The sequence below is a fragment of the Streptosporangium sp. G11 genome, from assembly GCF_051192615.1.
Taxonomy (GTDB): domain Bacteria; phylum Actinomycetota; class Actinomycetes; order Streptosporangiales; family Streptosporangiaceae; genus Streptosporangium.
On the sequence record NZ_JBPJUQ010000051.1, the window covers coordinates 69,090 to 81,042 of the forward strand.

11 protein-coding genes are annotated in these 11,953 nt (G+C 70.5%); 6 read left to right on the forward strand and 5 right to left on the reverse strand.

Going from position 1 to position 11,953, the window contains the following annotated elements; translation table 11 throughout:
• Positions 1-45 precede the first annotated feature (45 nt).
• Both ACSDR0_RS34720 and ACSDR0_RS34725 read left to right on the forward strand, forming a co-directional pair.
• Positions 46-1,191 (forward strand): FAD-dependent monooxygenase, encoded by a 1,146-nt coding sequence (locus ACSDR0_RS34720; RefSeq protein WP_435293159.1) that lies wholly within the window; start codon positions 46-48, stop codon positions 1,189-1,191.
• Complete coding sequence (locus tag ACSDR0_RS34725) at positions 1,191-2,804, forward strand: hypothetical protein (RefSeq protein WP_435293160.1); 1,614 nt, start codon at positions 1,191-1,193, stop codon at positions 2,802-2,804. Before ACSDR0_RS34720 ends, ACSDR0_RS34725 begins: the two co-directional genes overlap by 1 nt.
• Here the strand turns inward: ACSDR0_RS34725 and ACSDR0_RS34730 are convergent.
• Positions 2,773-3,462 carry a hypothetical protein gene (locus ACSDR0_RS34730; protein ID WP_435293161.1) on the reverse strand — a complete coding sequence of 230 codons (690 nt, stop codon included), beginning with the start codon at positions 3,460-3,462 and terminating at the stop codon, positions 2,773-2,775. The genes ACSDR0_RS34725 and ACSDR0_RS34730 overlap by 32 nt on opposite strands.
• Positions 3,463-3,502: 40 nt before the next feature.
• Between ACSDR0_RS34730 and ACSDR0_RS34735 the strand changes: the two genes are divergently transcribed.
• The 3 genes from ACSDR0_RS34735 to ACSDR0_RS34745 all read left to right on the forward strand — a co-directional run bounded on the left by ACSDR0_RS34735 (position 3,503) and on the right by ACSDR0_RS34745 (position 5,697).
• Positions 3,503-4,129, forward strand: a complete 627-nt coding sequence (locus tag ACSDR0_RS34735) for a TetR/AcrR family transcriptional regulator (protein WP_435293162.1) — start codon at positions 3,503-3,505, stop codon at positions 4,127-4,129.
• A 353-nt stretch (positions 4,130-4,482) separates the two neighbouring features.
• Complete coding sequence (locus ACSDR0_RS34740) at positions 4,483-5,064, forward strand: hypothetical protein (protein ID WP_435293163.1); 582 nt, start codon at positions 4,483-4,485, stop codon at positions 5,062-5,064.
• Positions 5,065-5,118: 54 nt separating this feature from the next.
• Complete coding sequence (locus tag ACSDR0_RS34745; RefSeq protein WP_435293164.1) at positions 5,119-5,697, forward strand: hypothetical protein; 579 nt, start codon at positions 5,119-5,121, stop codon at positions 5,695-5,697.
• 77 nt (positions 5,698-5,774) lie between these two features.
• On the opposite strand, the gene yjfF is transcribed toward ACSDR0_RS34745, so the two are convergent.
• Genes yjfF through ACSDR0_RS34765 form a run of 4 tightly spaced genes read right to left on the reverse strand, consistent with a single transcriptional unit; the run spans position 5,775 to position 10,408 of the window.
• Positions 5,775-6,767 (reverse strand): galactofuranose ABC transporter, permease protein YjfF, encoded by a 993-nt coding sequence (gene yjfF, locus ACSDR0_RS34750; RefSeq protein WP_435293165.1) that lies wholly within the window; start codon positions 6,765-6,767, stop codon positions 5,775-5,777.
• Positions 6,764-7,876: an ABC transporter permease gene (locus ACSDR0_RS34755; RefSeq protein WP_435293166.1), complete on the reverse strand. Its 1,113-nt coding sequence runs from the start codon at positions 7,874-7,876 to the stop codon at positions 6,764-6,766. The genes yjfF and ACSDR0_RS34755 overlap by 4 nt, the downstream gene beginning before the upstream one ends.
• The gene (locus ACSDR0_RS34760) at positions 7,873-9,384 is read right to left on the reverse strand and encodes a sugar ABC transporter ATP-binding protein (RefSeq protein WP_435293167.1); all 1,512 of its coding nucleotides are present in this window, start codon (positions 9,382-9,384) and stop codon (positions 7,873-7,875) included. The genes ACSDR0_RS34755 and ACSDR0_RS34760 overlap by 4 nt, the downstream gene beginning before the upstream one ends.
• Before the next feature lie 34 nt (positions 9,385-9,418).
• Positions 9,419-10,408 carry an ABC transporter substrate-binding protein gene (locus ACSDR0_RS34765; protein ID WP_435293168.1) on the reverse strand — a complete coding sequence of 330 codons (990 nt, stop codon included), beginning with the start codon at positions 10,406-10,408 and terminating at the stop codon, positions 9,419-9,421.
• 1,319 nt (positions 10,409-11,727) lie between these two features.
• Here ACSDR0_RS34765 and ACSDR0_RS34770 point away from each other — a divergent pair.
• Entirely contained in the window at positions 11,728-11,898 is a 171-nt protein-coding gene (locus ACSDR0_RS34770) for a hypothetical protein (RefSeq protein ID WP_435293169.1), read from the forward strand.
• Positions 11,899-11,953: the final 55 nt, after the last annotated feature.

Below are 11,953 nucleotides of genomic sequence, written 5' to 3' on the forward strand. Positions count from 1 at the left end.
CCCGCGCCACGCGGCCGGACCACGATCGAGGGGCGGGGAGAGGCCGTGACGACGGAACGTACCGCGGTGATCGTCGGCGGTGGGATAGGCGGGCTGGCGGTGGCGGTCGCCCTGCGCCGCCGGGGCTGGCGGGTCGAGGTCTGCGAGCGGGCCACGGAGTTCACCGAGATCGGCGCCGGCCTGTCCCTGTGGCCCAACGCGCTGCGAGCCCTGGCCGCGCTGGGCCTGGGCGACCGTGTCAGGGAGCTGGGCGCGGTCGAGGCCGGTGGCGGTGTGCGCGACCGGGCGGGCCGCTGGCTGGCGCGAACCGACAACGCCGAGATCGAACGGCGGTTCGGGATGCCGCTGGTCGTGGTGCACCGCGCCGACCTGGTACGGACGCTCGTCGAGGCCCTGCCGGGAAAGACGCTGCGGCCGGCGACCACGGTCACCGGGATACACGAGGACGGCGACACGGTGGTGGCCGAACACGACCGCGGGAGCCTCCGCGCCGACGTGGTGGTCGGCGCCGACGGCCTGCGCAGCACGGCGCGCTCCCTCGGGTGGCCCGGCGCGAGGCCGCCTCGGTACGCCGGATACACCGCCTGGCGCATGATCACGGAGCCGCTGCCCGCCCCGCTCGCCAGTGGCGCCGCGAACTGGGGCAGAGGTGAGCGGTTCGGGTACACCTCGATGCCCGGCGATCGGGTCTACTGCTTCGCCACCGCCACGGTGCCCGCCGGCGGCGCCGGCCCGGACGGCGAGTGGGCCGAGCTGCGCCGCCGGTTCGGGAAGTGGGCCGAACCGATCCCCACCCTGCTGGACGCGGTCCCCGAGGCCGACGTGCTGCGGCACGACATCTACGATCTGCCACCGCTGCCCGGCTATGTCGGCGGCAGGGTGGCCCTGCTCGGCGACGCGGCCCACGCGATGACGCCCAACCTGGGGCAGGGCGCCTGCCAGGCCCTGGAGGACGCCGTCGTGCTGGCCTCCTGCCTCGACCGGGCGCCGGACATCGCCTCGGGCCTGGCCTGCTACGACCGGCGGCGCAGGTCCAGGACCCAGGACGTGGTACGCCGATCCGCCCGCCTGGGGGCCGTCGGGCAGTGGTCATGGCCGCCGGCCGCCGGGGCCCGTGACCTCGCCGCCAGGCTGACGCCGAGTTCGGCGACCCTGCGGTCCATGACACCGATCCTCGGCTGGAAACCCTGATGCCCGACTGGACCTATCACCCGCTGCGCGGGCTCGCGGGCGCCCTGCTCGGTCCGCGACGATCACAACGTGCCGCTCTGCGGGCGTTGGCGACCTTGACCTCGCTGCCCGGCGGGCGCGGAGTGATCGCGAGCGTGTTCGGTCACCGGGCGCCTCCGGCCGTGCTGTCCGGAACCGTCGCCGGTGTCGACGTGACAACGCGGCTGGGCGCCGTGGTGCCGCCGTCGACGGCACGCGACGCCGTCCGCGCGCTGCCGACCCAGGGGGCCGGCCTGATCGTGGTGGCGCCCGTCGGCCGGGCCGACATCGATCTGGTGCGTGAGGCGGCCGCCGGCCGCGGGTGTCCGGTGTTCGCGCGGACGGCCGATCCCGAGGTGGCGGCGGCGCTCACCCCGCATGTCGACGCGGTGCTGACCGACGACGCGGATGTGATCCGGATGACCACTCCCGCCGTCGCCGACGCGCTGGTGGCGCTGCGAGACGACGCCAGGGCCGTTCTGGCGACCCCGGCGATCCTGGTGGAGGCGGGGCCCGGCTGGTTCCAGCGGGTGGCCGAGGCGGCCACTCCCACGGACCCGGCGCCGCACCCGCGGGGGGTGGGTCGTGATCCCCGGCGGTGGCCCGCCTGGTGGTGGGGGATGTGGGTGGGGATCGGGATGATCTGCGCGGGCCTGGGCGCGGCCGCCATCACCCTCGGCCCGGTCCTGCTCTGGTACGACCGGGACTTCCTCGGCCTGGACCTCCGGCGACTGCACGGCGTCAACCACAACATCGTGTCCTTCCTGCGGCACGACAGGATCACCATGGCCGGCACGATGGTGGCGGCCGGGGTCCTCTACACCGGGCTGGCCGTCGGCGGGATCCGGCGCGGGTGGCCGTGGGCCAGAAACGCCCTCCTGGTCTCGGGGGTCATCGCGTTCTCCACGCTGTTCCACTCCCTGGGATTCGGATTCGTGGAGCCGCTGCACACCGCGGTCACGGTCGTGCTCGTGCCGATGTTCGTCCTCGCCGTCCGCCGGGCCCCCGGCCGTCCGCGGTGGACCTCCATGGCGGAGGGGCCGGAACCCGAGCGGCTGAGGGCACTGCTGGGCCAGCTTCTACTGATCGTCACGGGGGTGGGGCTGTTCGCCGGCGGGGTGGTCGTGTCCGCCGTGGGGCTCACCCACGTGTTCGTCCCCAGCGACCTGGTCTTCCTGCACACCACGCCCGGCGACCTGCACCCCGCCGGTCCCCGGCTGCTGCCGTTCGTCGCGCACGACCGGGCGGGGTTCGGCGGCGCGTTGACGGCCGCCGCCGTCGCCATCACGCTGCTGAGCGCCTGGGGATGGCGCCGCGGTGAGGCGTGGGTCTGGCGGTCGCTGGCGTTGGCCGCGATCGCGGGGTTCGTGCCCCCCGTGCTGGTGCACTGGACGATCGGCTACACCGACTTCTGGCACCTCGCACCTGTCTATCTCGGGATCTGCCTGACCACGACCGCCCTGGTCCTGGCCCATCCCTACCTGTGCGCGCGCCCGCCGGGCGGCGCCCTTCGGGACCGGCCCGGGGCACGCGAGGGGACAAGCCGCACCACTCGCCGCGACATCACGGGGCCGGGTTCAGGCGGATCAGGGTGACGCCGTACGCGATGATCCAGACGACCCACATCAGCCAGCCGGCGAGGCCGAGGAGCCCGAGGGGACCGGCGTGGTCGATGACCAGCGGCGTGAGGGTGGCCGAGCCGAACAGCAGCGCGGCCGACGCCAGCCCCAGGGTGCCGTGCCACGGCCGGATGAGACCGGCGCGCAGGCCGGCGACGGACAGGCCGATGAGGGCGAGTGCCAGGAAGGTGCCGTTGAGGGTGAACAGCGCGTCGTGCAGGACCCACAGTCCCCCGGTCGTGGCGCTGTCGCGCGCGGCCGTCGACGTGAGCGCGAGGCGGATCGCGACGACCGCGGCGAAGGTGACGTTCTGCAGTGCCAGGCCGGTGAATCCGAGCAGCGACCACGCCTCGCCCCGGCCGTGCTCGGAGCGCCGCAGCGCGGAGACCGCGCCCGCGCCGAACAGCGTGGCCAGGAGCCAGGCCGCGGGAGTGAGGGCGGACGCGACGGCGACGACATCGCTCTCGGCACCGAAGAACGCGCTGACCTCGCCGATCTCGGCACCGGTGAGCGGCAGACCGGCGGGCACCATGATCGCGTTGGCCAGGACGATCGTGGCGGCGAAGCCGAGGGCGGCGAGGCCGGTGATCCGGGAGAAGCCCGGGGCGGCCCCTCCGAATGGTTGACGTAACATATATTCATTATAAGCAGCGTAAAACGACTGAGGGAAGCCAGTGAGCGCAGAGCCGGACCGGCGCCGTTACGACTCGTTGCGCCGGGCGACGCAGGCCAGGGAGACCCGGGCGGAGATCGCCCGCGCCGCCCTGCGGCTGTTCGTCTCCCGGGGGTGGGCGGCGACGACCGTGCGAGACGTCGCCCGCGAGGCGGGGGTCTCCGTGCCGACGGTCTACGCCGCGTACGGGAACAAGGCGGGGCTGACCCGAGCCCTGGCGGACGCGGCGGATTTGTCGGCTGGCGCGTCGCGGATGCTGGAGGAGCTGGAGGCCTCGGCGGCGACCCCCGAGCGGCAGCTCGCGGCGATGGCCGCCTACGACCGGCGGCTGTTCGAACGCGCGGGCGACGTCATCGCGCTGGTGCGCGAGGCGGCCCGTACCGAGCCCGAGCTGGCGACGGCCTACCACGACGGCCGCGGGCGAGGCGACGAGACCCGGGTGCTGGTGTTCTCGTCCTGGCCGGACGGCGTCCTGCGACGCGGCCTGGACGTGCGGTCCGCGGTCGACGTCTACGCGGCCATGTGCAACATCGACGTCTACACCACGCTCACCACCGAACGCGGCTGGTCACCCGGCCGCGTCGAGCGGTGGTGGGGCGAAGCGCTGGCCCGCCAGCTCCTGGACTGACGCCCCGCCTCCGGCTCGTCGTCCCCGGCGAGGCCCGGCCTCCTTCGACGCCCCGTGGAGCCCTCGCGTCGTCACCGGCGCCCACGGCCACGACGTCCGCGTCGCCAAGGTCGGCGGCGAACACGGGCGGCATGCCCGCGGCGAGTTCCTCCCGCCCGCCGGAGAGCCGCGCGTCTCCTTCGAGGCCTCGGCGGCGCGGGACTGTCGTCAGCGACCGGGGGACCTTCGGTCAGCCGCGAGCGGGACCACGAGGTCATCCTCCAGAGGGACGCTCCTCACCACTGCCACGCCCAGAATGTGATCTTCACCCCCCGCCTCTGGACGTCATGGCATTCGGAAAGGAACCGGAAAAGATGAGGACCCGCAGCAAGGCCGTACCCGCCGCGGTGGTGGCCGCCGCCCTGGCGGCCGTGACCATGGCCTCCCCCGCCTCGGCGTCGGCGTCGGCGGCCACGGCGGTGACGATCAGGGTCGAACGCGCCTACGCCGAGCAAACCCCGGGGTGGAACACGCAGTTCACCTGCCCGACGAACCATGTGCTCACCGGCCGCACGCACGTCGGCGACGAGAACGCCTGGAGCACCTACTACTGCAGCTTGATCTTCATCAACGACGAGCAGGTCCGGGTGCACCTCGGCGACTGGACCGCCGGCCAGAAGGAGAGCAACTCCGACTACACCGCACCGCCGAACGAGGCGCTCGTCGGCAGGTCGCACACCGGGGACGAGAACGGGACGACGAGATACCGCACCGCCACGCTGACCTGGCAGGGCCGGCCGGTGCAGCTGACCGGCACGACGTCGACCGGTTACTTCAAGGAGAGCAACCACACCACGCACGCGAGAACCAACCAGGTCATGGTCGGCCGCAAGCACAGCGGGGACGAGAACGGCAAGACCTGGTACCGGTACGCCACCGTGGCCTTCGAGGGCTGATCTCGCCCGCCCCCTTTTTGCACGTAATGGCATGAGAAAGGAAACCGGAAAAAGATGAGGACCCGCAACAAGGCCGTACCCGTCGCGGTGGCCGTCGCCCTGGCGGCCGTGACCATGGCCTCCCCCGCCTCGGCGTCGGCGTCGGCGGCCACGGCGGTGACGATCAGGGTCGAGCGCACGTACTCCCAGACGGTGTCCGAGAGTTCCGCCCAGTTCACCTGCCCGCCGAACCAGGTGCTCACCGGCCGCACGCACATCGGCGACGAGAACCGCCCGACCACCTACTACTGCAGCACGATCTTCATCGACAACGAGCGGGTCGAGGTGCACTCCGGCGACTGGAGCGCTCCCCAGAGGGAGAGCAGGTCCAACTACGTCGCCCCGATCGACCAGGCGCTCGTCGGCAGGTGGCACGACGACGACGAGAACGGCGACACGAGATACCGCACCGGCGCGCTGTACTGGCAGAACCGTCAGGTGCGGCTGACCGGCGCGGCCTGGACCGGCGGATACAAGGAGAGCAGCCACACCACGCACGCGGGATACAACCAGGTCATGACCGGCCGCATCCACAGCGGGGACGAGAACGGCAAGACCTGGTACCAGTACGCCACCGTGGCCTTCACGGGCTGATCTCGACGTCGGCCTGACCGCGGCCGATCGCCGCGGTCAGGCCGACCGTCCCGGTGGGGAACCTGTGCGGCCCCGCCTCACCTCCGCCGGACGCCGATGAGCCGCTGCAGCAGGATGAAGGCGAACAGCAGCAGGCCGATGAAGATCTTGGTCCACCAGGAGCTGAGGGTCCCCTCGAAGCTGATGATCGTCTGGGTCAGGCCGAGCACGAGGATGCCCAGCACGGTGCCCAGGAGATAGCCCGAGCCGCCGGTGAGCAGCGTGCCGCCGATGACCACGGCCGCGATGGCGTCCAGCTCCATCCCGACGGCGTGCAGGCCGTAACCGGACAGCATGTAGAAGGACAGCAGGATCCCGCCGAGCGCGGAGCACAACCCGCTGATCGTGTAGACGGCGATCTTCGTCCGTCCCACCGGAAGGCCCATGAGCAGCGCGGACTGCTCGCTGCCGCCGACGGCGTAGACCGTGCGGCCCAGACGCGTGTAGTGCAGCACGTACGCGGCCACCAGCACCACGAGCGCGGCGATCACCACGCTGGGTGAGATCCACATCTCGCCGCCCAGGTCGATCCTGGTCTGCGCGAAGGCGGTGAAGATGCCGTCGGTGATCGGAATCGAGTCGGTGCCGATCGTGTAGCACAGCCCGCGGGCCAGGAACATCCCGGCGAGGGTCGCGATGAAGGGCTGGACCTCGAAGTAGTGGATGATCGCCCCCATCCCGAATCCCAGCGCCGCGCCGATGGCCAGCACCAGCACGATCACCACCGGCGCCGGCCAGCCCTGGTTCGTGACGAGGCTGGCCGTGATCATCGTGGACAGCGCCACCACCGCCCCCACCGACAGGTCGATGCCGCCGGCGAGGATCACGAACGTCATGCCGACGCCGACGACGAGCAGGAAGGCGTTGTCGACGAAGACGTTGAGGATCACCTGGCCGCTGGCGAACCCCTCGTAGCGGATGCCGCCCGTCGTGAACATCGCGATGAGCAGGCCCGCGGTCACCGCGACCGGGACGTACCTGCGGGGGATCGCGAGCCGCCCGGCCGGACCGGTCATGATGGTGTCGGTCATCTGTTCCTCACGGTCTCTTCCCGTTCCTGCTCGCCGGCGGCCTCGCCCGTGAAGGGGCGGCCGGAACCGCCCCCGGGAGCGGGCGGCGGCGGGTCGGACTCCCACTGGAACACCCTCCGCCGGAAGGACGGCGACTGCAGCAGGCACACGATCGTCACCACGAGCGCCTTGAACAGCAGCGTCGTCTCCGGCGGCACGCCGATCGAGTAGATCGTGGTGGTCAGGGTCTGGATGATCAGTGCCCCCAGCACGGTGCCGCCGAGGGAGAACCGGCCGCCCGACAGCGAGGTGCCGCCGATGACGACGGCCAGGATGGCGTCCAGCTCGATCCACAGGCCGGCGTTGTTGCCGTCCGCGCTGGACACGTTGGAGCTGATCATCAGCCCCGCGATGCCCGCGCACAGCCCGCAGAAGGTGTAGGCCACGATCAGCACGCCCCGGGAGCGGATCCCGGACAGCCTGCTGGCCTCGGCGTTGCCGCCGACCGACTCGATGAACATGCCCAGGGCCAGCCTCCGGGTGAGGAAGGCGGTCAGCGCCGTCAGCGCGATCACGACAAGAATGCCGAACGGCAGCGTGAGCCAGTAGCCGCCGCCGACCAGCTTGTACGGGGCGCTGTTGATCGTGATGATCTGCCCGTCGGTGATCAGCTGGGCCAGGCCCCGTCCCGCGACCATGAGGATCAGCGTCGCGATGATCGGCTGGATGCCGACGGCGGCCACCAGGAACCCGTTCCAGGCGCCGAGCGCGAGCGCCACCGCCAGCGTGAGGCCGATCGCCGCCAGCACGCCGCCCACGGAGTTCTGGTCGGCCAGGCCGCTGATCTGCATGCAGGCCAGCGCCCCGCCGATCGCCACCACCGAGCCGACCGACAGGTCGATGCCGCCGGTGGCGATGACCAGTGTCATGCCCAGCGCGACCAGGATCAGCGGCGCCCCGAAGCGGAGGATGTCGATGAGGCTGCCGTAGAGGTGCCCGTCCCTCATCTGCACGTGCAGGAAGTTGTCGGTGAACGCCACGTTGAGCGCCAGCAACGCGACCAGGATCACGACGGGCCAGAGCAGCCGGTGCCGCGTCAGCGCGCCGGCGCGGTTCTCCACGAAACTCATACCGGTGCTCCGCTCGCGATCTTCTCCATCAGGACGTCGGTGGTGAGCGCGTCGTCGTTGTCGAGCTGGGCGACCAGCGTGCGGTCGCGCAGCACCCCGACCCGGTGACTGAGCCGCAGGACCTCCTCCAGCTCGGCGGAGATGAACAGCACGGCCATGCCGCCGTCGGACAGCTCGGCGACCAGCCGCTGGATCTCCGCCTTCGCGCCGACGTCGATCCCCCGGGTGGGCTCGTCGAGGATGAGCAGCCGGGGTTCCATGATCAGCCAGCGGGCCAGCAGCACCTTCTGCTGGTTGCCGCCGCTGAGGGTGCGGACCGGCTGCTCGGGATCACCCGGCCGGATGTTCAGGGTGGCGATGTACCGAGCGACCAGCTCGTCCTGCCTGCGCCGGGACAGCGGCCTGCTCCAGCCGCGCGCGGCCTGCAGCGCGAGGACGATGTTCTCCCGCACCGTGAGCTCGTCGACGAGTCCCTCCGCCCGCCGGTTCTCCGAGCAGAAGGCGATCTTCTGGTTCATCGCCGCCCGCGGCGTGCGCAGCGCGACCTGTTTGCCGCCGATCCGCAGCGAGCCGCCGTCGGCGTGGTCGGCGCCGAACAGCAGCCGCGCCAGCTCGGTGCGGCCGGAGCCGAGCAGCCCGGCCAGCCCGATGACCTCGCCCTGCCTGATGGTCAGCGTGAAGGGGTTGACGGCGCCCGTCCGCCCGAGGTCGCGGGCCTCGACCAGCGGCTCCGCGACCCGGGCGGGGGGCTTCTCGTCGAGTTTCTCCAGATCGGCCAGCTCCCGCCCGATCATCTTGGCGACCAGGTCGACCTGGGAGAGCTCGCGGGTCAGGTACTCTCCCACGAGCCTCCCGTCGCGCAGGATCGTCACGCGGTCCGACACCTCGTAGATCTGGTCGAGGAAGTGCGAGACGAACAGGATGGCGATGCCCCTCTCCTTCAGCCGGCGCATCACCCGGAACAGCTGGGCCACCTCACCGGCGTCGAGGCTGGAGGTCGGCTCGTCGAGGATCAGCACCTTGGCCTCGACGTCGACCGCCCTGGCGATCGCGACCATCTGCTGGACGGCCAGCGAGCACAACGCCAGCGGCGCCGACACGTCGACGCGCAGGTCCAGGCGGCCCATCAGCTCCTCGGCCCGCCGGCGCATCTCCTTCCACCGGATGCGGCCGAACCGGCGCGGTTCCCGGCCCACGAAGATGTTCTCCGCGACCGAGAGATTCCCGCACAGGTTGACCTCCTGGTAGACCGTGCTGATACCGGCCCGCTGGGCGGCGGACGGGCTGGAGAAGGCGACCCTCTCCCCCGCCAGCTCGATCTCGCCCTCGTCGACGCCGTACACGCCGGTCAGGACCTTGATCAGCGTCGACTTGCCGGCGCCGTTCTCTCCCATCAGCGCGTGCACCTCGCCCGGCAGCAACCGGAAGCCGACATCGTCCAGGGCCTTGACGCCGGGGAATCGCTTGCCGATCCCGCTCATCCGTACGATCGGTGCCGGTGCGTCCATGCCGCGCTCCTCTCTTCTTTCCGGGGTGGGCGGCTCAGTACTGGCGGGTGGGCAGGGCCTGCTTGGCCTGTTCCTGGGTGAAGGTGGTCTCCTCGGTCACCACGCGGGCCGGCACCTGCTCACCCTTGACGACCTTCTTGGCCAGGTCCATCAGCTGGGGGCCGAGCAGCGGGCTGCACTCCACGATGTAGCTGATCTTCCCGTCGGCCAGGGCCTGCATCCCGTCCTTCACCGCGTCGATCGTGATGATCTTGATGTCCTTGCCCGGCACCTTGCCCGCACCCTCGATCGCCTCGATCGCCCCCAGCCCCATGTCGTCGTTGTGCGCATACAGCACATCGATGTCAGGAGTGGACTTCAAGAACGCCTCCATCACCTCCTTGCCCTTGGCCCGGGTGAAGTCACCGGTCTGCGAAGCCGCAATCTTGAACTTCGGATCAGCCGCGATCACCTCCGCGAAACCCGCCTTACGATCGTTGGCCGGAGCCGACCCGGTGGTGCCCTGCAACTCCACGATGCTCACCGGGTCCTTGGAGTCCTTGTACTCCTCCACCAGCCACTGACCGGCCTTCTTACCCTCCTCGACGAAGTCCGAGCCCAGGAAGGTCTTGTACAAGGTGGTGTCGGCCGAATCCACCGCACGATCGGTCAGGATCACCGGGATCTTGGCGTTCTGCGCCTCCTTCAGCACCGTGTCCCAGCCCGACTCCACCACCGGGGAGAAGGCGATGACATCGACCTTCTGCTGGACATAGGACCGGATCGCCTTGATCTGGTTCTCCTGCTTTTGCTGGGCGTCGGAGAACTTCAGCTCCACACCCGCCGCCTTCGCCGACTCCTGCACCGACTTGGTGTTGGCGGTACGCCACCCGCTCTCGGCGCCCACCTGGGAGAAACCCATAACGATCTTGCCGTCGTCGGCGACCTTGCCGGTGTCGGTGGCCGGCGTGCTCGTGCTACCGCAACCCGTCATCGTCGTGGCGACGACGCCCGCCAGGACGAACGCTGAGATTTTTCGGAACATGGGGGGTGTCCTTTATGTGAGCGCTAACATTTTGGAGGGAGACCGTGAATGGAGCCGGTCGTCCGAGGTGACGGCTATGGCGGCGGAGTGCCGCTCACCCGCAAGGTGATCGAGGACACGCGAGGGGTGTTCGCGTGCCGCGCCCGCCGCCCGGACCCGCTACGGCGGCGCGTCGATACCGCACCGCTTCACAGCTCCCCGGTTTCCGGTCGCATGCCCTCTCGCACGTGTCCGGAATTTCGTTGAGCATCCAGGAGACCGTCTGGCGCGCCACGCCCGCCTCGGCCGTCACCGGCGGATGGAGCCCCACACTTGTCTGCACGGCCGCTCCTCATCTTGCGTTGGACAAGACTGTGAACGCTAACAACCGTGCCGTCAAGCGGTCGCCCTATTACGGTCTAATCACACCGGAAACCTGACGGTGCCACACCCCGGTCATCGGCTTCCACCGGCAAGGACATTCCTCGCGGCGAACCCGGCTCCGGGAAGAGCCGGCGTGGGCGCACGGCCAGGCAGAGGTGCGTGTTCACCGGAATACGCCGGGGAGGACGTCCCGCGGACGACGGTGCGGAACGGCGATCGCGCGGGGATCTCAGGCGATCGCCGCGAAGGCGAGCCCTCCGGTCCCGTCCGCGACCGGCTCGGCGACACCGTGGGCGGGGAGGGCGAGAACCAAGCATTGACAGCGGTTGCGTTAGCGATAACACTCGCGTTTGAAACATCTCGGTAACCAGTGCGCCTCTCATTTCGCGACGGCCGCGCCGTCGCCTATCGGCACGTATCCGCTCACCCCGCCGTGCCGCGAGAAGTTCTTCCCAAGAACGCGAAAGAAGAAGCCGGTCATATCGACGATTGATGTTAACGCTAACAAAAGCCGCCCCCGGGAGCGGTTCCATGCCCTCACCACACGAAACGCCGCCCCGGGCATCCCCGCCCGTGAGCCGCCGCCAGGTGCCGCGCGCGGCGGGTGCCACCGTCGCCGCCGGTGCCGTCGGCCCGGTCCTCGGTGCCGCGGAACCGGCCCACGCCAGCACGGCGGCGGCCGCGCCGCCCCAGGCCAGACCCGACTTCGGCGTCTCCCCTCATCCGTTCGAGCCCGGCCAGGTGCGGCTCGGGACGGGCCGCCGGCTGGAGAGCGTGAACCGTTCCCTGAGCTACCCGCGGTTCGTCGACGTGACCGGCCGCTGTTCAACTTCCGCCGCGACCATGGCCTGTCCACCCAGGGCGCGGAGCAGTGCCACGGCTAGGAGGATCCGACCTTCGAGTTCCGCGGCCACGGCCAGGGACACTTCCTCAGCGCCTGGGCCCAGGCATGGGCGATGACCGGCCAGACCGTCTGGCGCACCGGGCGGCTGAGCCAGGCCCAGATGCAGACCACCCCGCGCATCGAGTCCGGCGGGATGAACGCCGTCCTGGCCGACCTGTACCACGCCCTAGTGCAATGTTCCTTTTTGGGCGGCAAGATTGGACGTACGATCAGGGCCCAGTAGGTCGTTGATGGGCGGTGAGGCAGTGCCGAAGCTCCTGTTCGCGAGGGCCCCGAAG

Bases quoted from the DNA above. Each gene is read 5' to 3' on its own strand.
- ACSDR0_RS34725 (WP_435293160.1), top strand. From the start codon at position 1,191: ATGCCCGACTGGACCTATCACCCGCTGCGCGGGCTCGCGGGCGCCCTG.
- ACSDR0_RS34730 (WP_435293161.1), bottom strand. From the start codon at position 3,462: ATGTTACGTCAACCATTCGGAGGGGCCGCCCCGGGCTTCTCCCGGATC.
- ACSDR0_RS34740 (WP_435293163.1), top strand. From the start codon at position 4,483: ATGAGGACCCGCAGCAAGGCCGTACCCGCCGCGGTGGTGGCCGCCGCC.
- ACSDR0_RS34745 (WP_435293164.1), top strand. From the start codon at position 5,119: ATGAGGACCCGCAACAAGGCCGTACCCGTCGCGGTGGCCGTCGCCCTG.
- yjfF (WP_435293165.1), bottom strand. From the start codon at position 6,767: ATGACCGACACCATCATGACCGGTCCGGCCGGGCGGCTCGCGATCCCC.
- ACSDR0_RS34755 (WP_435293166.1), bottom strand. From the start codon at position 7,876: ATGAGTTTCGTGGAGAACCGCGCCGGCGCGCTGACGCGGCACCGGCTG.
- ACSDR0_RS34760 (WP_435293167.1), bottom strand. From the start codon at position 9,384: ATGGACGCACCGGCACCGATCGTACGGATGAGCGGGATCGGCAAGCGA.
- ACSDR0_RS34765 (WP_435293168.1), bottom strand. From the start codon at position 10,408: ATGTTCCGAAAAATCTCAGCGTTCGTCCTGGCGGGCGTCGTCGCCACG.
- ACSDR0_RS34770 (WP_435293169.1), top strand. From the start codon at position 11,728: ATGACCGGCCAGACCGTCTGGCGCACCGGGCGGCTGAGCCAGGCCCAG.